The 21,067-nt window shown below is 63.0% G+C and carries 16 protein-coding genes; 3 read left to right on the forward strand and 13 right to left on the reverse strand.

Annotated features, from left to right (window positions below; genetic code table 11):
- Positions 1–52: 52 nt before the first annotated feature.
- Positions 53–1,453 (forward strand): aminoacyl-tRNA deacylase and HDOD domain-containing protein, encoded by a 1,401-nt coding sequence (locus tag E4O98_RS01085; RefSeq protein ID WP_005792496.1) that lies wholly within the window; start codon positions 53–55, stop codon positions 1,451–1,453.
- A 132-nt stretch (positions 1,454–1,585) separates the two neighbouring features.
- On the opposite strand, the gene E4O98_RS01090 is transcribed toward E4O98_RS01085, so the two are convergent.
- From E4O98_RS01090 to tagH, 13 genes are all read right to left on the reverse strand, one after another.
- Positions 1,586–1,960 carry a hypothetical protein gene (locus tag E4O98_RS01090; RefSeq protein WP_032803751.1) on the reverse strand — a complete coding sequence of 125 codons (375 nt, stop codon included), beginning with the start codon at positions 1,958–1,960 and terminating at the stop codon, positions 1,586–1,588.
- Positions 1,961–2,084: 124 nt separating this feature from the next.
- Positions 2,085–3,011, reverse strand: a complete 927-nt coding sequence (gene tagQ, locus E4O98_RS01095) for a type VI secretion system-associated lipoprotein TagQ (protein ID WP_032878708.1) — start codon at positions 3,009–3,011, stop codon at positions 2,085–2,087.
- Positions 3,012–3,095: 84 nt separating this feature from the next.
- Entirely contained in the window at positions 3,096–4,808 is a 1,713-nt protein-coding gene (locus E4O98_RS01100; protein WP_248133958.1) for an SUMF1/EgtB/PvdO family nonheme iron enzyme, read from the reverse strand.
- Entirely contained in the window at positions 4,801–5,985 is a 1,185-nt protein-coding gene (locus tag E4O98_RS01105; protein ID WP_005792500.1) for a hypothetical protein, read from the reverse strand. Before E4O98_RS01105 ends, E4O98_RS01100 begins: the two co-directional genes overlap by 8 nt.
- Positions 5,985–6,689, reverse strand: a complete 705-nt coding sequence (locus tag E4O98_RS01110; protein ID WP_032878706.1) for an ABC transporter ATP-binding protein — start codon at positions 6,687–6,689, stop codon at positions 5,985–5,987. Before E4O98_RS01110 ends, E4O98_RS01105 begins: the two co-directional genes overlap by 1 nt.
- A complete protein-coding gene (locus tag E4O98_RS01115; RefSeq protein ID WP_248133960.1) occupies positions 6,689–9,667 on the reverse strand; it encodes a serine/threonine-protein kinase in 2,979 nt (992 codons plus the stop codon). The genes E4O98_RS01110 and E4O98_RS01115 overlap by 1 nt, the downstream gene beginning before the upstream one ends.
- Positions 9,664–10,383 (reverse strand): protein phosphatase 2C domain-containing protein, encoded by a 720-nt coding sequence (locus E4O98_RS01120; protein WP_005792503.1) that lies wholly within the window; start codon positions 10,381–10,383, stop codon positions 9,664–9,666. The genes E4O98_RS01115 and E4O98_RS01120 overlap by 4 nt, the downstream gene beginning before the upstream one ends.
- The gene (tagF, locus tag E4O98_RS01125; RefSeq protein WP_248127688.1) at positions 10,384–11,037 is read right to left on the reverse strand and encodes a type VI secretion system-associated protein TagF; all 654 of its coding nucleotides are present in this window, start codon (positions 11,035–11,037) and stop codon (positions 10,384–10,386) included.
- A complete protein-coding gene (gene tssM / locus E4O98_RS01130) occupies positions 11,034–14,534 on the reverse strand; it encodes a type VI secretion system membrane subunit TssM (protein WP_103734145.1) in 3,501 nt (1,166 codons plus the stop codon). Before tssM ends, tagF begins: the two co-directional genes overlap by 4 nt.
- The gene (locus E4O98_RS01135; protein WP_078822642.1) at positions 14,531–15,820 is read right to left on the reverse strand and encodes a DotU family type VI secretion system protein; all 1,290 of its coding nucleotides are present in this window, start codon (positions 15,818–15,820) and stop codon (positions 14,531–14,533) included. The genes tssM and E4O98_RS01135 overlap by 4 nt, the downstream gene beginning before the upstream one ends.
- Positions 15,821–15,826: 6 nt before the next feature.
- Complete coding sequence (gene tssK, locus E4O98_RS01140; protein ID WP_005792507.1) at positions 15,827–17,161, reverse strand: type VI secretion system baseplate subunit TssK; 1,335 nt, start codon at positions 17,159–17,161, stop codon at positions 15,827–15,829.
- Positions 17,162–17,179: 18 nt separating this feature from the next.
- Positions 17,180–17,689: a type VI secretion system lipoprotein TssJ gene (gene tssJ / locus E4O98_RS01145; RefSeq protein WP_005792508.1), complete on the reverse strand. Its 510-nt coding sequence runs from the start codon at positions 17,687–17,689 to the stop codon at positions 17,180–17,182.
- Positions 17,690–17,745: 56 nt separating this feature from the next.
- The gene (gene tagH / locus E4O98_RS01150; RefSeq protein ID WP_248133962.1) at positions 17,746–19,092 is read right to left on the reverse strand and encodes a type VI secretion system-associated FHA domain protein TagH; all 1,347 of its coding nucleotides are present in this window, start codon (positions 19,090–19,092) and stop codon (positions 17,746–17,748) included.
- A gap of 393 nt (positions 19,093–19,485) precedes the next feature.
- Between tagH and tssA the strand changes: the two genes are divergently transcribed.
- Complete coding sequence (tssA, locus tag E4O98_RS01155; RefSeq protein WP_032878693.1) at positions 19,486–20,505, forward strand: type VI secretion system protein TssA; 1,020 nt, start codon at positions 19,486–19,488, stop codon at positions 20,503–20,505.
- A gap of 54 nt (positions 20,506–20,559) precedes the next feature.
- The gene (gene tssB / locus E4O98_RS01160) at positions 20,560–21,066 is read left to right on the forward strand and encodes a type VI secretion system contractile sheath small subunit (RefSeq protein ID WP_003195557.1); all 507 of its coding nucleotides are present in this window, start codon (positions 20,560–20,562) and stop codon (positions 21,064–21,066) included.
- Position 21,067: the final 1 nt, after the last annotated feature.

The following is a 21,067-nucleotide window of genomic DNA, read 5'->3' on the forward strand; positions in this document are numbered from 1 at the left end:
ACCCGTATCAAGCTGGTTATACTCCAATGACTGTAAGAAATTGGATCAGGCCATGTCAGAAGTTGCCCTCGCCACAGCCCCACTGACCGCCCCGCCGGTCATTCGGGCGCTGCTCGCAAAGCTCGCCGTCCCCTACACGGAAGTCGCCGAACACGCGGGCCTGAACCCTGCGCGAAAGGTCCAGGCGGTGTTGCTTGAGGATGCGGTCGGTGCACTCATGGTGCTGTTCCCTCAAAGCCAGTTGCTTGACCTCAACCGCCTCACCGAACTCACTGGTCGCCGTCTCACGGCCGTAGCCCCGGAGCGGGTCGAGCGTATGCTTGGCAAGCATGACCTGAGCCTGCTGCCCGGGCTGCCGCCGCTCACCAGTTCACCTTGCCTGTATGAAGGCAGCCTGCTCAACGAGCCGAGCCTGCTGGTGCATTCGGGCGAAGCCGGGTTGTTGCTGGAAATCCCCAGTGACGCCTTCAAGAGCCTGCTCACCAAGGCCAGTGCCGCCCAGTTCGGCGAGCCATTGAGCAACATTCGCCCGAACCTGGACCGCCCCAATGATGACCGCGAGGAAATCACCCAGGCGATGCAGGCGTTCACAGCCCGCCGCATTCAGCAACGCCTGGAAGCGACCATCGAGATTCCACCGCTGGCCGACACGGCGCAAAAGATCATCAAGCTGCGCGTAGATCCCAACGCCACCATCGATGACATCACCGGCGTGGTGGAAACCGACCCGGCGCTGGCCGCCCAGGTGGTGAGTTGGGCCGCGTCGCCCTACTACGCCTCGCCGGGCAAGATCCGTTCAGTCGAAGACGCCATCGTGCGCGTACTGGGCTTCGATCTGGTGATCAACCTGGCGCTCGGCCTGGCACTGGGCAAAACCCTGAGCCTGCCCAAAGACCGTCCGCATCAGTCCACCCCGTACTGGCATCAGTCGATCTACACCGCTGCCGTGATCGAGGGGCTGACCCGCGCCATGCCCCGTGCCCAGCGCCCGGAAGCCGGCCTGACCTACCTGGCCGGGCTGTTGCACAACTTCGGCTACCTGCTGCTGGCCCATGTGTTCCCACCGCATTTCTCGCTGATCTGCCGACACCTGGAGGTCAACCCGCACCTGTGCCACAGCTATGTCGAGCAACATTTGCTGGGGATCAGCCGCGAGCAGATTGGTGCGTGGTTGATGCGCTACTGGGACATGCCGGACGAACTGTCCACAGCCCTGCGCTTTCAGCACGATCCGACCTATGACGGGCAATATGCCGAGTATCCGAACTTGGTGTGTCTGGCGGTGCGATTGTTGCGTAGCCGGGGGATTGGATCGGGGCCAGATGAGGCGATTCCGGATGCGTTGCTGGAGCGTTTAGGCTTGAGCCGGGAAAAAGCTGAGGAAGTGGTCGCCAAGGTGTTGGATGCCGAGGTGCTGTTGCGCGAGTTGGCATCGCAGTTCAGCCAGGGCTAAATCTTTCACCTGATAAACCGCTATCGCAGGCAAGCCAGCCCCCACAGTTGACCGAGTTCCAGCGTTGGAACGCAGCCAGACTGTGGGAGCTGGCTTGCCTGCGATGAATCCAACTCGGTATACCTGAAAACCCTACTTCTTTTTCTTCGGCTTCAAATACTTGGTCAGCCCTTGAAACCAGATCACCAGCGCCGGGTTGCCCTTGATCTGAATCGACTTGTCCTGAATCCCCGTCATGAACGCCAGTTGCTTGTTCTTCGCCTGCATCGTGGCAAAACCGTAGGCGGCATCCTTGAAAGCAATCGCAAAGGCAGGCTCAGGGTGAACACCTGAACGACTGGTGATGCGCTGGTCTTTGACAATGAAGTGACGGGCAACCTTGCCGTCGAGGGTCTGCAGCTGGAAGGCCAGGTCTTTGTCACCCAGTTGCTGCTGGAAGGCGGGATTGGTGCGGCTGGCTTTGCCCATCATCAGGCCAAGCACCCACAGAAGAAGACGAAATTTCATGCACACGGCCTCGGTGTATTTATTGGAGTGGCCGCAGCAGTGTAACGATTTGCAAATAGAACGCCACCGATCTTGCGCTTTAGGCGCAGATCGGCTGGCGTTTAACGCTTATAGCAACAAGTGCTTAGACGTTAGGGCAAGGTACCGGCGCCCAGTCAACCAGGTTCGGGTTGGTGCAGTTGAGCTTGAGCTGGGAATCACCCGCGTTGGCTACCTGCTTGCTTTCAGCTTGCTTGGCCTGGGCCGTTTGCAAGGTCTTCTCGGTGGTGACCGCTTCTTTCGGCACGGTTGGCAGCACCGGCTTTTTCGGTGGCTTGGTGCCCGCGCCTTTCTTCTTGGTCGGCGTCACGACAGGCGCCGCATCGGCCTGGGCCACGGTGACCACGTCGGCACGCTGCACGCCGACTTGCTGCAGGTCTTTTTCGTAAGCCTGAGTGTAGTTGTTCAGGTCTTCGCTGGCTTTGCCGTTGACTGCGACGATCAGGTCATTGGATTCCTTCAAGCCCGAGACGATTTCCGCCAGGCGCTTGCGGCCTTCGGTATCGTTGACGGTCTTGGCCTTGCGGTCGGCCACAAGCTTGGTGAACGCACTCTGGTAGCACTGCTGCGACGCCTTGGCGTAGGCGGTGCTGCGGTCGATGTCGGAGACGCTTTTATTCACGTCAGCGGCATAGGAGGCGATGCGCTGGTTGTCATCGGCGATCTGCTTCTGACGTTCGGTGTAGTAACCCGCCGCGCCGCCGGCCAGGGCGCCACCGGCAGCACCGATGGCGGCATTACGGCCACGTTTTTCCTTGTCGCCGGTCAGCGCGCCCAGCAACGCACCGCCGGCCGCGCCGATGGCGGCACCGGTCACCACCGACTTGGTCATGTTCGAGTCGGTGGCACGCAGATGCTGCACCGGCTCGTAGCAGTTGGGGTAGTACTCGACCTTGGTGCTCGACGCGACCTTGGACGCAGGCGACGTAGCGCAACCGGTCAACACGGTGCTGAAACCGGCCGCGATCAGCAGCAGGTGACGCTTGGAAACCGACTTACGGGAAAAAAGCATAGATGTGATCTCTGTTAAGTTTGACTTGCCCAGCACGGCCCACCGCCGCCTGAGTCCCTTCCAAGCTCGCTAGACAGCCAACGATCAAGACCGCTGACCGCTCGCTGCGAGCAATTCCTTCAAGATCGTTGCCGGGTCGGCCCGCTGTTGCTTGCGGTAGTTGCCGACATGGCGAACGAACAGTGTCGCGCGCGTCACCAGGCTCTTGCCGAGCACTGGCTTGCGATCCAACTCTTCCTTGACCCGTTGAAACTGCGCCTGGATCACCGCATCGGTGTAGCGCGTGCCGGTGGCCAGGTTGTCGATATAAATCGCCACCGCGCCGTCGAGGGCGCTGCGTCCATTGGCAATGGCGGTGGCGAACAGCTGCGCGCTGGCTTCGTCCTTGCTGTCGACGGCCTGCTGGCGACTCTTCTGCAGGTTGGCCAGGCGAATGTTGTAGTTGCTGATGGTCTCGGCCACCAACGCCGCCGACTGGATCAGGTTGCCCGCGGCCTCTTCGCGCTGCTGGGCGATCAGCGAAACGTTGCGCTTGAGCTCTTCGTTGACCAGACCCAGCTCGGCCTGCAGCTTGGGGTCGACGCTGGCGGCGATGATGCTGTCCAGGCGCTTGGTCGGGTCCTGGGCGTCGTCGATGGCGTCGGTCAGCGCAGCGAGGCGGCCTTCCTTCTGCCATTGGGCAAACAACTCCTTGTAGCGCGAACGCGGCGCCGACAACGCGCCGATCGCCACGCGAAAGCCGGTGGTCTCGTTGCTTTGCTCGGTGCCATCGGCTGCAAACAATGGGTATTCGCGGCGCATACCGGTAAACAAGGTGCCCTCGCCTTCCAGATAATTGCCGCCCTTGACCACAAAGCCGCCATAGGTGCCCTGGCGTCGGCCGGCATGTACCAGCTGGAACGATTCCTGGACCATTTCCGCAGCGTTGCCGATCACGTCGAACAGGCCGATGGGGTTGGGCAATTTGGTGCCGATGGGCATCAGCCGTGCCGCCTGACCGGTGCCGCCGGCGACCTGGTTGAACACCGCGTAATCAGCCAGCGGGCCATCGCTTTCGCTGCCCTCGGCGCGCCGTGGATACAAGCGGCTTTCCAGGTCCTGACGGCTCACCGCCTGGCCGCCGCGTGCGGCGTATTCCCACTCAACCTCGGTAGGCAGGCGCACAAAGCCCAGGCCGCCGTCTTCGGCTGACGAACCGCGCCCGCTCACCGGCAACAACTCGCGGTGGTACTTCATCAGCCAGGCGCTGTACACCGCCGAAAAACGCTCGGCTTCAAAACGCGACAGCTTCACCTTGGGCAACCGCCCGGCCATGCCGGTGGGCGCGTCACACGCCGGTGCCGGTTCACCGCTGGCCAGGGACTGCGCCTGGCCCATCACCTGGGCATATTGGCGTGCAGTCACTTCGTACTTGCCGATGAAGTACAGCATGGGCTTGAGTGGGGTCTTGGCGTCGGTCTTGGGCATCAGCGGCGCGATGACCTTGTTCCAGGCCTTGGGCAAGTCCTTGAGGGTGAACTGGCCGTTGATGAAGTCGCGGCGATAACCGGAAATAAACGACTGCTGGTAACCGGCCTCGCCTTCGGCAAAGGGGTAGCCGAGGCTGACTTCGCGGTCATCCAGGGTGCCCTGGGCCAGCACGTAGGCATAGCGGAACACCATGCTGCCTTCGCACGGCAGCGGCAAGCTCACGTCATCCGGCAACGGTTTCGGGTTGTCGAGCTTGTCGCTTGCCTCATCCGCCCAGGCCAGCGAGGCCAGGCTCAGCGCCACGCAGGCGCCCAGTAACTTATACATCTCTGATTCCTTCAGAAGCCTGGATACGCGCCACCCGCCACCCCCCACAGGCCGCCGCCACGGCGCTGACGCCGAGCACGGCAGCCAGGGCCAGGCCGTAGTGACGCGCCAACAGATGGCTGGCGTACTCGCCCGGCACCTGCACGAAGAGTTGATTCAAACCCGCTTCGGCCAGGCCATAGAGCCCAACACTGAGCAAGCCCGCAAAACCGGCGCTGTACAGCGCCTGCAACAGCACAAACAGCAACAGCGCGCCGGTGGAAAACCCCAGCAGGCGCAACACTGACAATTCCCGCCGCTTGCGCGCAACCGCCGCCAACGCGCCGGCAAATATCGCCGCAAAGGCTCCGGCCAGGGCCAACCCGGCGATGATCCAGAATACAATCGACAGGTTGCGGCTCAACGACTGCACTTGGGCGATAGTGTGCGCCTGGGTCGACACCAGCAGGTTCTGCCCGGCGAAATACACCCGCAGCGGTTCCACATCACTGAGGCTGCGCGCATACAGGCGAAACGCCGGATAGATACGCTGTTCGCTCACGCCCGCCACCTCGCCGTCCCAATGCAACGCCGGCACCGCACGGCCATCGCGATAATCTTCCGCCGCTTCCAGCAACGCTAAATCAGTCAACAGTCCATCACGGGCAAAGGCTTCCAACGGCAACACCGCCAGCACTTGCAACCGCGTGCGCTGGGCCTCGACGCGCCCCGCCACTTGCCGCGCAAAGCTGGTTTCCAGCCAGTCACCGGGCCTTGCCGCAAGCTTTTCGGCAGCGGTATGGCTGAGCACAATCTGATCCAAACCGTGAGGCATCGGTAAGCCTGCCAACAACGGATCACCCGCTGCGGTTGGCAACATTTCCAGGGTCAGCGCGCCCACTTGGGCCGTTGCTGCAATCTGCCGTGTGCGCGGCAAAGCAAACGCCACATCGCTGCGCTGCCCCAACTGCTCGATAAACGCTGCGCTGAATCGGCCACCGCCCAACGGGATAATTTCACGGGTAGCCGGATCGGTCTCCAAGCGTTCGGTCAAACTGCTAACCAGTCCAAATTTCAGGCCGAATAACACCAGCAATGGCGCGATAACCGCTACCAGCGCCAGCACCGAACAGGCTGACAGCCAACCGTCGTTGCGATAGTCCTGCCAGGCGAGTGAGGCAAGCAGACCGATGCGCATCAGCACGCCTCCCCGAGGGTTGCGGTGACGCCGCCGTCAGCATCGCGACGGCAACCGATACGCCGCACCTGCAAGCCACTGGCGCGGGCCAAGGGTTCGTCATGGGTGGCGATCACACAGGCCGCCCGCTGTTCACGGGCCCGGGCCAGCAGCGCCTGCATCACCCGCTCGGCGTTGAGCGGGTCGAGGGAAGCGGTCGGCTCATCCGCCAGCACCAGTTGCGGCGCATGGGCCAGGGCGCGGGCGCAACTCACGCGCTGGCGCTGGCCCACCGACAACGCCGCCGGGCGCTTGGCCAACTGATCGCTGACCTGCAACTGCTCGGCCAGACGCGCCACGCTGCCGTCGTCCTTCAAGCCCAGCAATTGCCGGGACAAAGCGATATTGCCGCGCACATCCAGAAACCCCAGCAGCCCACCGGTTTGCGGTACATAGCCCAAGTGCTGGCTGCGCAACGCGGCCAGGGCGGATTGCCGGTCGGCACGCCACAGCGCGCCGATGTCCTGCTGGTTGAACGCAAACTGCCCGACCTGATCCGGCGCCAATACCAGCGCCAGCAGATCCAGCAACGTGCTTTTGCCGCAACCACTGGGGCCGACAATCGCCAGTTGTTCGCCCGCTTGCAGGTGCAACGCCGGAATCACCAGGCTGTAGCGCTGGCTACCAACGCCCCGGCTCTTGTGCACTGCGCTCAGGTTCAACATTACGGCAGCGTCGACAGCGGCACGCGGTACAACGCATCACCCGGTTCGGCATCGCCGAAACGGACCCAGTTGGCCACGTCGTTATGGAATGTTTCATACAGGCGGATTTTCGAATCCAACTCGTCGATAAAGTCTTCCTGCTCGGCCACGCTCAACGACAACCACAAATCCTGGGTCATGTTCAGCGACTTGCTGCGGTACGGCAGGCCCTCCAGGTATTCACCGAGCAGACCGCCGTCGGCCAGGTTACCGCCCTTGCGCAGGGCTTGGGGGTCTCGGCTCATGTAGGCCGAGGCGCTGGCGATTTCCTGGAAGAAATCCTTGGGCGAGCTTTGGGTCTTGCGCGCCGCATCCACGATCAACTTCAGCGACTGTTGCAGGTCATTGAGTTGCAGCTTGGTCAGCATCACGCACACCTGGAACGCTGGCAGTGCCGGGTTGGTCAGGTCGCGGTCGGCGGTCCAGGCGCTGACCAGTTGCGGCGCCTGACTGGCGGTTTTGCGCCCGAGGAAGTCCATGTGCATGGCATAGCCGACCGCGGTGGATTTGTCCGCCAGGCTTGGCGCCGAACCGAGCAGCGGCACCGGTTGCGGCGTGTTGTTGCGCACCTGATGCACCAGGTCGGCGAACACTGTACCGATCTCATCGACGCGCTCACCCAGCTTGCGCACATCGCCTCCCGGCACTGGCGTGTACAGGTCACCGATCTGCGGGTTGGCGTCGGCGGTAAGGATGCGGTACTGGCTCTCGGCACCGGCGTGGGTTTTCTTGCCGACATCGGTGCGCAGATGCAGCGCGTAGATCTTGATCTGCTTGCCGAGTGCGGCCTGTCGCACTTCGGCTTCGTTCATCTGGGTAGCGGCGAACGGGTCGTTCTTGCGCAGCGCACCCGCGTCGGTGACCAGCAGGATGATGCGCCCGCCATAGCCCGACCAATCCATGCCATCCACCGCCTGCATCACCCCGGCAAACGCATCTTCGTTGAAGGAATGGCTGGAGACGGTTGAGGCTTTGACCTGGCGCGCCATATCGAGGAAGCGCTGCAGATCGCGCCCCTGGTCGAGGCTGATCAGGGTCTTGGCGACGTACTCAAGGCCCGGGGTTTTCTTGATGCTGCTGCGAAAGCCGACCAGGCCGAAGCTGACGCTGTCCAGTTCGCCGCGCTCTGCGATACGGGTTTGCAACTCGTGTACCACGTCGCGGATCTGGTCGATGTAGGGCTGCATCGACACCGTGGTATCCACCACCAGCACCACGGCGGTGCGGAATGCATCGGCATTGGCGCTGAGTGTCGGGGTCGCCGGTGTGGCAGCCGCGCTGCGGCCTGGGTCGATGGAGGCCACGTTGAGCAACTGCACCGGCTGGCCGTTTTCATCGAAGCTCTCTTTTGAGTCGAAAATCGGCAACAGGTAGAACTGGTTTTGCGGCACCGCGCTGGCGGCCGGCTCAAGGGCCAGGACTTGCTGGTTGTCCTCAGGGTTACTCTGCGCCTTGGCCAGCACGCTTTTCGCGGCGGCAGGATCGGCCAACAGTTTCTCCACCTCGCCGGATTGGCGCAGGAACATCACAGGCGCACGCCCCGAGCGCTCGGTGAACTTGAGCACCAGGCTTTGTTTCCAGTCGCTGACCTGGGCGGCCGGCAACCAACCGTCGCTGCGCCCATCGGTGGCGGCGCCCACGCGTACCCACGGGCTGCCATCCACTTCCTTGCGCTGGTACACGTAGAGCACGGAAAACGCCGGCAACGCTTTACCCGGCGCGCTGCCCGCGTCTGCTGAAAGCTGGGCGCCGGGCTTGCTGAGTACGCGCTGGAACAGGGTCTTCTTGCCCGCCATCAGCAACGGACGTTGACCGCCATCCACTGCAGCGACAGCCACCGGTGGCATCACCGTGGGCACCACTGCGGCTGGCGGCTGAGGCGGTTCATCGCTGCCACTCAACCACCAGTAGCTGGCGCCACCAATGGCCAACGCGACGGCGACCGCCACGGCGGCCAAGGCCAATACCGGACCACGGCGCTGCTCGGAGGGGGCACTGTGCTGGGTCGGCGTGACCACCGGTTGGCGCACTATTGGCTGCGGCTGCGGTTTATCAGTCGGAATGTCGACGGTGACAGGGGTCATGCCCGCCAGATCAAAGCTTAGAGGAATCGGCAGCGGCCGTACCAGCGTGGCGTCCGATTCATCCGCCGGCAGTTGATCCAGCGCCAACAACAACGCTGCCGCATCCGGATAACGCTGCGCCGGGTCTTTGGCCAACAACTTGCGCAGCACACCCTGGTAACGCCCGTGATGCACAGGCAATTCCGGCAACGGCTCAGTCAGGTGCGCCAGCGCAGTGGAAAGCGCATCGGTGCCGCTGTAGGGCAGCTTGCCGACGAGGATTTCGTACAGCACCACACCGAGTGCGTAGAGATCGGCGCGCCCGTCGATCTCCTGACCCCGCGCCTGCTCGGGGCTCATGTAGCTGGGTGTACCCACGGCAAACCCGGCCTGGGTGAATTGGGTGCGGTCGTCCAGCGACTTGGCGATACCAAAGTCGGAAAGTACTGCAGTGCCATCGGCGCGGAACAGAATATTCGCCGGCTTGACGTCGCGATGCACCAACCCCTGGGCATGGGCATAACCCAGCGCCGAGGCGATCTGGCGGATCAGCGTCACCCCCTGCTCCGGCGTCAGGCCGGCAGCGATGCGCTCCTTGAGCGTGCCGTTGGGCAGGTATTCCATGGCCATGTAATACAGCTCACCGACGTTGCCGATGTCATGGATGGTCACCGTGTGCGGGTGCGAAAGGCGCGCCAGGGTCTTGCCCTCACGCAGGAAGCGCTCGCAGAAACTCGGATCTGCCGCCAGCGCCGCGGCCATCACCTTCAACGCTACCTTGCGCTCCAGCGAACGCTGAGTCGCCAGGTACACGCTGGCCATGGCGCCTTCGCCGATCTCGCCTTCGATGTCATAACCTGGAATGACAATGTTCATGACGAAACCTTCACGACGAGGGTGGTGATGTTGTCCGGTGCGCCGCGATTGAGCCCCAGGTGCACCAGGCTGCGCACGATTTCATCCGGTGCGTCATGGCTGAGCACGTCGCGGATTTCGCGGTCTTCGACGGTCTTGTTCAGGCCGTCGCTGCACAACAGGTAGCTGTCGCCGGGAGCGATCAACAGTTCAACCGACGCCACGTCCAGTTGCGCTTCCACGCCGACAGCGCGGGTGACGATATTGGAGCGCGGATGGGTGCGGGCGTCAGCTTCGCTGAGCAAGCCGCTGTCTTGCAGGTCCTGCACGTAGCTGTGGTCGCGAGAGATGCTTTCCAGCACGCCGTCACGCAGGCGATACAAGCGACTGTCGCCGGCCCACAGGCACACACCGCGCAAGCCGCGGGCGGCAAATACCACTACCGTACTGCCCATCATGGTCACGCCACGGTTGGCGGTTTCTTCGCGTACAGCGGTGTTGATGCGCAGAAGGTCATTGCGCAGCGCCGCGGTGTATTCGTCGAGGGAGCGGCCCAGCGGTACATGGCGCAGGCTGTCGACGATCAAGCTGCTGACATAGTCCCCCGCGGCGTGCCCGCCCATGCCATCGGCCACCACCCACAGGCGGTTTTCCGGCAGGTCCAGAAAGGCATCTTCGTTGACTTGGCGAACCATGCCCACATGGCTTTTGCTCGCGGATTTGTACGTCGCGCCCATCTACACCACACCTTCTTGTCCGAGCAAAAACTGCGCAAAGTCATCGGCGGCAGGCAAGCCCTGGCACCGTAATAAACCAGGTGAAATACGTTGCGAACCACGGCCCCACCACAGGCTCGCGCCCTCGCACGCCTGTTCGGCCAGTGCGGTCATGCGCTGATGGGGCACCGTAGCGGCCACGCGCTGCAGGCCGGCGAAACGGCTGTCGACCGCACGCGGCTCACTCGCAGGAATGCCCAGGGCGTCGATCCCCGCGTTGAAACTTTCGAAGGTAGCGCCACTGTCCAGGGTGCTGAGCAACAGCTCTTCGGCCTGCTCGAACCAGGTGTCCGGCCCGCCCACCAGGGAGGCGGGGTTGGTGTCGTGATCCAGCAAGGTGACCACGGCCAGCGGAAAATACCGCCCGACCCGATCAATGCTCGGCATCACCACGCCCGCCGCGGCATCGGGCCCGCATACGCCTGGCGCCAGTACGAAGCGCCACAACGGGCTGACCAGATACACGTTGAGCCAGTCACCGCCCAGGCTGTTCTGGCTGGCGAGCAAACCCGCCGCCAGCCAGCTGTCCCACGGGCCGATAAAACTCTGGGGCAAGGCGCGGCTGACAAAGTCCCCGCGACTGGCCAGCTTGCCGTAGAAACCCACAGTCGTCATAGCCGCTCCGGCAGGCTGAAACCGCTGAGCACGCGGCTTCTGAACGGGTTGAAGGCACTGTTGGCGCGCAGCTCGTAGGCGATGCTCGCACCATCAACCCGCAGGCGCAGGTTGAAGCGGTCCGGCGAGTTGCCCGCGGTGAGATCCGATTGCTCCAGCAGACGGAACCAGGCCCACGGACCGTCCAGCGTGATACCGGAGCGACCACTGGCCGACGGCGGCATGATGGAAATACGCACCACGCCGATGCTGCCAGGGTTCGGCCATTGCATCGCTACCGGGCGGCTCGGGCCGTGGTCGTAGCTCAACTGCTGGCCATCCAGATCAAGCAGAAACTGGGTGATGGTCGGGTCCATCGACACCGGCTTGAGCTCGAAACGCACGATAGGCTGGGTGCCCCCGGACCTGAAGAACGCATCGCGAATTGTCGCCGCCCGCTGGAAGGTTTGCAGCACGCCCGGGGCAATCCCCAGCTTCTGCGCCGCGCCCGGTTGCCAGCGCCAGGTCTGTGCCGATGTATCCACATAGGGCTGCAAGTATTTGCGGAAGTAGTTATCCATTACCCCGCCCACGCCGAAGAACTGGCCGAAGTCATCCAGGGTGGCGTCCCGCGCACTGCCCGGCGACATCGGGTAGCGACCGGCCAACGACTGACGATACACGTTGACCACTTCACTGACCCAGGCCGCGTTCAGCTGGTTACGCACCCCGCCCATCATGCTGTTGGTGGTGGAATTGACCACCGACTTGACCATGCCCTGCACCAGCGGCGGCTGGCGCTCGGCATTCAGGCTGACCCGCGTGGCCGCAGCCGCCGCCTGGTTCTTGGCCTCACCGAGCAAGGCATCGCCGCTGGCACCGACCATGGCGCTGACCTGCACATACAGCGCATTCATGTCCGACAGCAGGCCGTCGATGGCCGCCGGTTCGCCTTCGTTTTTGCTGACGATGCTGTTGAGTTCGGCAAAGTGCGCGGTCACCGGATCCTCCGACGCCGCCGGGGCATTCGCCGTCGGTTGCTCCTGGCCAAGCAAGCTGCCAAGGCGCTCTTTGAGCTTGTCGACGCCACCTTCCACCGGTACACCCTTGGCAGCCAACTGGCGCTCTTCGGCTTGCAGATCGGTTTCCCTGGCGACCGCCACCAGCAGCTTTTTCAGCGGCGAGGTCGGGCCGGAAATCACCCGCAGCACGTCGGCGGCCTGGGCCACGCTGGTGATCGGCACAAAGTCGATGTCGGCAAGCAGCGCATCCCACTGACGCTGGTAGTCCTGGAAGTACAAGCGACGCACATCCGCGGCCAGGCTCACCACGTTCTGCTGATCGGCCTGCTCGTGGCCCAGCACCCATTGTTCCTCGGCCAGGGTGCCGGTCTGGTTCAGGCTGCTCAGCAAGAACGCCTGACGATAGCCCTTGGCAGTGAAGAAACCACTCAACGGCTCACCCAACGGCTTGCCGCTTTTGCGGCTGAACACCAGCGCGGCGTCACGCCCAGCGGCTTCGTTGAGACGAAAGTCCGGGATGCCTTCGGGCAGTTTCTGGCGCTTGACCCGGTCATACACGCGCTGGGCCACCGGCAGTTGCTGCAACTGGCGTCGCAGGTCATCGATCAGGCGTGGGTCCAGGCGAGCACTCGGCGGGTGCCGCTCGAACAGCGCTTGCAAGTGCCCGGCCAGCGCCTGACGCTGATCGGCCGGAAGGTCGCGGGGCAGGTTGCGATCCCAGTCCAGGGCGATCCAGGCCTTGATAAAGTCCGGATCGTAATGCTCGGTGTCGGCGAGCATCAGGTAGGCCTTGAGGCCCTCGTAGAGAAAGTCGGAGTTACCGCCGCCGTGCAGTTGCTCTTCGATGCGCGTCACCAAGCGTGGCGCGAACACGGCGATCAACAGCTTGCGGTAGACACTGGCGGATTCGGCTTCAAGCATATCGCCCTGATACAGCCCCAGCCCTTCGGACCAGCTCGGCGAATCCCCCGCGAGGTTCTTCACCGCGTTCAGCAGTGGTAGCACCGCGAGCACTTCTCGTTGTGCCGGGCTCAGGTTCTGCACGGTCTGGCCCAAGGGCGCAACTTTCTGATCGACCTGGGCGATATACGCCTGGTTGGCGCGATAACTCACCCACCACAGGCTGCTGACCACCACGACCAGCGCAACGGTGGCCGCCAGCACACCACGTGCAATCCACTTGCGGCGCCGTTCGATTTTCGGGTTCACCCCCACCAAACCACGCTCGGCAAAGGCCACAGCGGTGAAGAGTTTTTCGATGAAGTAACTGCGCCCGGTGCCGCTCTGACGCGCCAGGTGCTGGCGGTCCAGGTTCATGCTCTGGGCCATGGCGCCGATCAGACGGTCAATAGGGCTGCCTTCCTGGGTGCCGCTGGTGAAGTACACGCCGCGCAGCAACACGCGCTCTTCAAAAGCGTTGGGCTTGAACACACCTTCAAGGAAGCTTTGCAGACAGTCCTTCAACGCGCCGAACTGCTGCGGGAAACCGTAAATCAGGTCGCGGCGCGCCGGGTCGCGTTCCTGTTGCAGACGCTCGACCAGGCGTTCGTTGAGGCGCTGCTCCAGCCCGGCGAATTCGCTTTGCAGGTGCGCCAACGGGCTGTCGCTGTGCTTGCCGTCGTCCAGGGCAAAGGTCATGCCCCACACCTGGGCGCGCTCTTCCTTGCTCAGGTTGTCGAAGAACTCCATGAAGCCCGGTACCAGGTCGAGCTTGGTCAGCATCAGGTAGATGGGGAAACGCACGCCCAACTGGGTGTACAGCTCCTGGATACGCAGACGAATCGCGGCGGCATGGGCGGCGCGCTCGGCGTCTGTACCCAGCAGCAAATCCGACAGGCTGATGGCGATAAACGCACCATCGATGGGTCGGCGCGAACGTTGCTTTTTCAGCAGGTCAAGAAAGCCCAGCCACGCGGCTTTATCCACCGTCGAGTTGCTGTCCTGGGTGGTGTAGCGGCCCGCGGTGTCGAGCAAAACGGCCTGATCGGTAAACCACCAGTCGCAGTTACGCGTACCACCGACGCCGCGCACGGCACCGGCGCCCAACTGCGCCGCCAGCGGAAAGTGCAATCCGGAATTGACCAGTGCGGTGGTCTTGCCCGAACCCGGCGGGCCAATGATCACGTACCACGGCAGCTCGTAAAGGTTGCGGCGTTCGTCACCGCCCAGCTTGGCTTTTTTCAGCAGCGTCAGGGCTTCGTCCATGCGCTGGCGCAGGGTCGACAACTCTTCGGCAGTGGCAACACTGTTGGGATCAGCCGGGGTTTCGGCGGCCAGGCTGCGCATCACTTCGGCAGCCTGGCGGCGGGCCTGGATGATGCGGAACACGCGGTAGGCGAGCCACAGCGCAAATACCAGAATGATCAGCGCCCAGCGTCGACCCTCGGGCATCAACACGTCGAGCAACGGCCCGACAAACCAGATGATCAGGCTCAGAGCAATCAGGCCCAGAACGGGGATCACCCAGCGAATCATGAAACTGAAAAACGCCTTCACTCGACGCCCTCCGCCAGTACGGTGATTTCAACCCGACGATTGCGGGCACGGCCTTCGGCAGTACCGTTGCTCGCCAGCGGCTCGGTGTCGCTACGGCCTTCGGCGCTGAAGCGATCAGCCTGGCCGGTCTTGGCCGCGAGGATCTCCAGCACCGACTTGGCCCGGGCTTCGGACAGCGCCCAGTTCGACGGGAAGCGCAGCGTGGCGATCGGGCGGTTGTCGCTATGGCCGGTGACACGCACCTGGCCCTTGACCTTGCGAATGGCATCAGCGATGCGCAGCATCAGCGGCTGGTAAGCATCGACAATGCTGGAGCTGGCGGAGGCGAACAGCTCATCGCCACGAATGGTCACCACCGAACGGTCAACCTTGTCTTCCACGGCCACGCGACCGGCCTTGATGTCTTCGGCCAGGAAGCCGGCCAGGCGCGGCCGCTCGATCACTTTTGGCTGCGCCACCGGACGGTCGATGGCCTGCACCGGGATCTCGCCCAGTGCATGAATGTTTTTAAACACTGGCTCGGCGTCCGAGGCCAGTTTCATGCGCAGGCCAAACAGCAACGCCAGCAGCAGCGCCACGCCGATCGCCACGGCGATCCACGGTGGCATGAACTGCGCCAGGCGATCACGGGCCACGGTCACGCCGCGCCAGTGCGGCGACAGCTCACGCTCGTGTTCACCACGGGCACTGCGAATCGCTGCGGCGGTGCGCTCGCGCAAGGCTTCCAATTGGCTGCGACCGTCGGTCATCACGCGGTAGCGGCCTTCGAAACCCAGGCACATGCACAGGTACAACAGCTCCAACAGGTACAGGCGTTCCCGTGGGCTTTGCAGGCAGTGGTCGAGCAACTGGAAGACCTTTTCACCGCCCCAGGCTTCGTTGTGCACGGTGATCAGCAGGCTTTGCTTGCCCCAATCACTGGTGCTGCCCCACGGCGTGCTCAACACCGCTTCATCCAGGGCGGTGCACAGCGCGTAACGGGCCAGCAGCACTTCGTTGCGCGCCACACCAGCCGCTTCGGCGCGTTCTTCGAACTGGCGCAGATAGGCCAGCAACTGCGCCCGCAGGCTGGCTGGCGCCGGGTGGGCGATGGTGTTGCGCAGCCGCGTCAGCAACGCCAGTAAAGGGCCGGCGGCGCTTTCCAGCGGGTTGAGGCCCTGGCTTTTGCCGGTGAGGATCGGCGCAGCCGGCATCGACAGCGGCGTCGGTTCTGCGCGTGCAGGCTCCGGCGCTCGGCCACCCGGGCGCGGCATGAACTGGGTGCGGTCATCATCATTGGGATGCATCGCGGATTATCCTCGGATCGCCCAGAAGGCCAGGTTCAAGCCCGGGAACTGCCCGGCGATATGGAAGGCAAAGCCGCCGGAATTGCTCAACTGCTGCCAGTGCTCGCTGCCTCGGTCCAGCTCGTAGTAGGTGCTACCGGCGTGGTACGGCAATTGGCGCGGCGCCACCGGCAACGGCAGCAAGCCAATGCCTGGCAGTTGCAGGTTGACCATGTCGCGAATGTGCTCCACCGAACCGACTTTGCTCTGCTGGCCAAAGCGTGCGCGCAGGGTTTCGCCGGGCACATCGGCACGCACCACGAGGATGAAACTGGCGTTGTCGAGCAGGGTCTTGTCGGCCAGCATCGCCACGTGGATACCGTAGGCCTTCTCCACAATCGGGATCGGCGTGGCCTTGCTGTCGATCAGCATCGACAGCGCTTCACGCAGGGCCGCCATCACCGGAGTGAAGCTCAGCGCCAAGTCATCGTGCTGGTATTGCGGGTATTCCTGCGGGCGGCGACCTGAAGTGGAGAAGGTCGAAAACTCACCGGCCAGGCTCACCAGTTCGCTGAAGAAGCGCTCCGGGTGCAGCGGGCTCAACTGGCTCAAATGCTGGATCAGCGGCTGGGCGCGATTGACCAGCTGCAGCAGCATGAAGTCGGCAATCTCCGAAGCGCCGCCAGCGCCGGAGGCCACCACGCGCCCCGCCAGGGCTTCGCCACGCTGGTGCAGCAGGCCGAGCAGTTCACTGCGAAACGCAGTCAGCGGTTTGCTTGCGGTCACATTCAGCACCGGCGGGATGTAGGTGTCGTCGAGCACCAGCGCGCGGTCGGCGCGTTTTTCCTTGATGCGTACCAGGCCAATGGCGGCATAGTCGCTGATGCCGTCCTGCGCCGTCAGCAGGCGCAATGCCCGCGACCCCACGGCTACCGGGGCGCGGTTTTCGAACGGCGCGTTGTCATCGCGCACTTCACGCACCTGGCTGACATAACGCGCAGCTTCCAGGGCTTCGCCTTCCTCAACCGTGTCACGCGCACCGGCACGCTTGAGCGGCAGGGCCAGGTACACCAAGCCGTCGCGCAGGTTGTCGTCGATACTCAACGGGCTCGGCGCCAGGTCATCCTGGGGGATATTGAAGGGCGTGCCATCGGGCAACAGGCCGCGGGCCGATACGATCGCCAGCTTGCCCTGGGCCAGCAGGCCCTGGTCGATCAGCAACTCGGAAAAACCCCAGGCCCCTGCCGACAACGGACGGCTGCGCGCGTCGATCAGGTTTTCCAGGTAACGGTCATGCTGCTGGAAGTGCTGCGTTGCGATGAACATGCCTTCCGACCAGACCACGCGATTGTTCCAGGACATGGGGGCTCCGATTGCTTGTTATTGGGCTGGGCTGGAGGGGGAAACCACGACGTCGGCGCGCACGGCACGCACATCGAGGCTGATCTGGTATTCGCTGGATTGGCGCGGCGCTACGTTGATCACGGCGCGCCATTGCGCGCGGTCCAACTCGCGATAGCCCACCAGCACGCCGATCTGGCGCGTGGCCGGGTTGAGGTCGCGCTGAATGCTCAGTTGCTGGCCGGGTTGCACCACCACTTCATCCTGGTCCAGCAGGTCGAGGCCGAGGGTGGATTGCGCACGGTCAGCCAGCGCGAAGTAATCGGAGCGGGAAAAGGTCGCGGCGTTTTTCAGTTCGAAAATACGCACCCGCACCGGCGCAGCCTGGCCATTGGCGCCGGGGTTGAGCCCGGCGATCGCGTGGAAATGCAACTCGACGGCGGCGCTGTTGGCTTGCGTGTCGGCAGCCGCTTCGGGTTTGGCCGCGTCGTTTGCACACGCGGTCAGCAGCAGCGCGGTAGCGGCTGCGAGTAAAAACCTGGGAATCATCCTGCGTCCTCAATGACGTGTTTAGCTATCCGTTTTATCCATAAGTGCGACGCGCTTTAGCGTCGCTGTCGTGCGCTGTGCTCTTCGTAGGCCCGGCTGAATTCGCGACCGAACAGGTCCTGGAAATCCTCCTGGGCCTCGCGCGAAATGTTGCTGTAGAGCTCGGTAAACTGCTGCCAGTACTGGGCCTGGCGCGAGCCGTTGAAAATGCTCGAAAGGCCACCGGGCTTGCCCATGCGTTCCTCCAACTGCGCCGGTTCAAAGCGCGCGAGCAGGTGTTTGATCGCCGCTTCCACGCCAGCCATCACGGCCAACTGGTGGGCGCGCAGGTCATCGAAACTGTCCCGTACCGCGATGTCCGGCGCCATAAACGCCTGGTTGCCATGACGAAGCAGCAGCAGTAACGCTTCGTCGGCATTCGGGGCGAATTTCAACGGGTTGTTTTCAGCGGGGCGGATCATCGTCTGCTGCATACGGAACTCGCCCTTGAGGCTGGCCCGGGCGCGCAATACGTCGATCAGGCCCTCGACCATCAGCCGGTAGCTGCGGCCGATGCTTTCCATCTGGGCGCTGGCGTCGGCCTGGTCCAGGCGCAACTGGTCGAGACCGGCGCCACGCAGGAAGGCTTGCAAGAGGTCGGTAGGTTGCGCAGCGTCTGCCACGGCCAGCGCAACCGGCTCGACCACGGGCGGCGGAGCAATCGGTGCTGGGGCAATCGGCGCCGGGGCAGGCGCTGCATTGGCGACGGGCGCGGGCGCAGGCGCGTCGCCAAACAGGTCCCAGTCTTCAGGAATGACAGCGCCTTGCACCACCGGTTTCTCGACTACCGGTACAGCAACCGGAGCCGGCGGGCGGAAATCGTGTTGTTCGGATGGCACATGGTCCGCCACAGTGGGCGGCGGCACGGCGGTGGGGCTGAGGAAGTCGAACAGGTCTGGCAGGGTTTCCATCGACGAGGCGCCGTGGAATTGCGGTGCGATCATCGGCGTAGGCGCAGGCGGACTCGCCACAGCGCCCATCAGCGCTTCGAAGCTGTTTGGCGACTCACCGGCAAACGGTTGGCTGTCGACGGCTTGCACGTTGAAGTCGATGCGCGCCTGGATTTCGTAATCGCCGATGCGGATCAACTCGCCATCTTGCAGCGGCTCGCTGTTACCCCGGCGCATACGAATACCGGCCTTGACCAACTCCACACCATTGGTGCTGTTATCGGTTAAGTAATAACGGCCATCTTTGTATTGAATAACGCAATGCTGGGAGGAGACGAGACGCTCAGGATCAGGCAATACCCAGTCATTATCCGAACTGCGACCAATAGCTATCCTGCCCTGATCCATGGACTTTTCAGCGCATTGCCCTGGGGTAATCTTGTGATAACTAGTGATAGTCAAACACAGCGACATCTTGCCTCCTTGCTGATGCATCGCGCGCGGTCTACCCAACGGGCCACGCTTCCCTGAAGATTTGCCCGCGGTCGCGAAAACGACCGCCAAAATCTGCTTTTACCAGCATGATCGCTGATCTTAACTGGCTTGCATGACAAAAATCCTCCATGGGCGCGCCTTTCGACCCGCCAGTCGCACAGGTTGTTAAACACCGCACATCTGTCACAGAGGGCGAATAGCTTACCTTGACAAGGCATAACTACTACACCAAAAATGCACAACTTCTTGAACATCAGTGATGGCGCAGTAGTGGCACTCTGATTGTATGACCAAGAAAACATGCACAGTTCATTGCGCAACTAATGCATGCGTTGCCCGCCTTCCAGCGGGCTGATAAGGAGATCGAACTCAGTGGATGTGCCGTTGCTGCTCACCGCCGTTTCTGCAACTTCGCCCTGTGGCGAAGACATGGAATATGACGCGCAATTTCTGCAATTGGAACGTGATGCCAAGGGCCAGCCCGAACGCAGCATGGGCGACTCGATCCTGCCCGCTGAGCCGCCGGAGTGGCGCAGCATCCAGCAGCAGAGCCTCGACCTGTTGCAGCGCAGCAAAGACCTGCGCATCACTCATTTCCTGCTGCAAAGTTCCCTCGCCTTGCAGGGCGTGGCCGGGCTGGCTGAAGTCCTTGTCCTGATCAACGCCTTGCTGCGCGAATACTGGGCCGACGTGCATCCACGCCTGGATGCCGACGACGACAACGACCCCACCGTGCGCATCAACGCCCTGACCGGCCTGACCTGCGACACCAATATTCGCCTGTTGCGCGAAAGCATCCTGACACGCTCACGCACCTTCGGGCCCGTGAGCCTGCGCGCCGCGCTCAACGCCAGCGGCCTGCAGAGTTTTGCCGATGAGCAACTGGGCAACCAGCAGCTCAACGCTGCATTCCTCGACAGCGACCCCGAGCTGCTGCAAGCCACCCGCGACGCGTTGATCGCAGCGCGTACGGCCTGCGAAGCCATTGAGCAACAGGTCAATGACCAGGTCGGTTCCGCCCAGGGCGTGGACCTCAGCGCCTTGAAGCAGCCGCTCAAGCAGGCCCTGCAAATACTCAATCAAGCGGTGCCCGGCACCGACAGCAGCAGCGAACCCGAGGCCGTCAGTGAAGACAATGCCCCCTCGGTCGATTTCGCCGCTGCGCCCGCAGCCCCTCGCCCGACGGGCGACATCGCTACTCGCGATGACGTGTTGCGCAGCCTCGACAAGATCCTTGCGTACTACACCCGACACGAGCCTTCGAGCCCGCTGCCGGTGTTGTTGAACCGAGCGAAAAATCTGGTGCACGCCGACTTCGCGGCCATCGTGCGCAATCTGATTCCCGACGGCATGTCCCAATTTGAAAACCTGCGCGGCCCGGACAGCGAGTAAGCCGCCGGACCGTGCAGTAACAACACCGTCGCTCAAGCGACCAGGAGCAGCAACGTGGCGAAGCAAAGTTCTCAGAAATTCATCGCGCGCAACCGTGCGCCTCGAGTGCAGATCGAGTACGACGTCGAGCTCTACGGCGCCGAGAAAAAGGTCCAGCTGCCCTTCGTAATGGGTGTGATGGCCGACCTCGCCGGCAAGCCCGCCGAGCCGCTGGCACCCGTGGCCGACCGCAAGTTCCTTGAAGTGGACGTCGACAACTTCGACTCACGCCTCAAGGCCATGCAGCCACGCGTGGCGTTCCACGTACCCAACGAGCTGACCGGCGAAGGCAACCTGAGCCTGGATATCACCTTCGAAAGCATGGACGACTTCAGCCCGGCCGCCGTGGCGCGCAAGGTTGACTCGCTGAACCAGTTGCTCGAAGCCCGCACTCAGTTGGCCAACCTGCTGACCTACATGGACGGCAAGACCGGCGCTGAAGAAATCATCATGAAGGCGATCAAGGACCCGGCACTGCTTCAGGCACTTGCCAGCGCGCCCAAGCCTGCAGGGGAGCAGTAAT

It is taken from the genome of Pseudomonas sp. W2Jun17 (assembly GCF_023127795.1).
In the GTDB taxonomy this organism is placed as follows: domain Bacteria; phylum Pseudomonadota; class Gammaproteobacteria; order Pseudomonadales; family Pseudomonadaceae; genus Aquipseudomonas; species Aquipseudomonas synxantha_A.

Bases quoted from the DNA above. Each gene is read 5' to 3' on its own strand.
- E4O98_RS01085 (WP_005792496.1), top strand. From the start codon at position 53: ATGTCAGAAGTTGCCCTCGCCACAGCCCCACTGACCGCCCCGCCGGTC.
- E4O98_RS01090 (WP_032803751.1), bottom strand. From the start codon at position 1,960: ATGAAATTTCGTCTTCTTCTGTGGGTGCTTGGCCTGATGATGGGCAAA.
- tagQ (WP_032878708.1), bottom strand. From the start codon at position 3,011: ATGCTTTTTTCCCGTAAGTCGGTTTCCAAGCGTCACCTGCTGCTGATC.
- E4O98_RS01100 (WP_248133958.1), bottom strand. From the start codon at position 4,808: ATGTATAAGTTACTGGGCGCCTGCGTGGCGCTGAGCCTGGCCTCGCTG.
- E4O98_RS01105 (WP_005792500.1), bottom strand. From the start codon at position 5,985: ATGCGCATCGGTCTGCTTGCCTCACTCGCCTGGCAGGACTATCGCAAC.
- E4O98_RS01110 (WP_032878706.1), bottom strand. From the start codon at position 6,689: ATGTTGAACCTGAGCGCAGTGCACAAGAGCCGGGGCGTTGGTAGCCAG.
- E4O98_RS01115 (WP_248133960.1), bottom strand. From the start codon at position 9,667: ATGAACATTGTCATTCCAGGTTATGACATCGAAGGCGAGATCGGCGAA.
- E4O98_RS01120 (WP_005792503.1), bottom strand. From the start codon at position 10,383: ATGGGCGCGACGTACAAATCCGCGAGCAAAAGCCATGTGGGCATGGTT.
- tagF (WP_248127688.1), bottom strand. From the start codon at position 11,037: ATGACGACTGTGGGTTTCTACGGCAAGCTGGCCAGTCGCGGGGACTTT.
- E4O98_RS01135 (WP_078822642.1), bottom strand. From the start codon at position 15,820: ATGCATCCCAATGATGATGACCGCACCCAGTTCATGCCGCGCCCGGGT.
- tssK (WP_005792507.1), bottom strand. From the start codon at position 17,161: ATGTCCTGGAACAATCGCGTGGTCTGGTCGGAAGGCATGTTCATCGCA.
- tssJ (WP_005792508.1), bottom strand. From the start codon at position 17,689: ATGATTCCCAGGTTTTTACTCGCAGCCGCTACCGCGCTGCTGCTGACC.
- tagH (WP_248133962.1), bottom strand. From the start codon at position 19,092: ATGTCGCTGTGTTTGACTATCACTAGTTATCACAAGATTACCCCAGGG.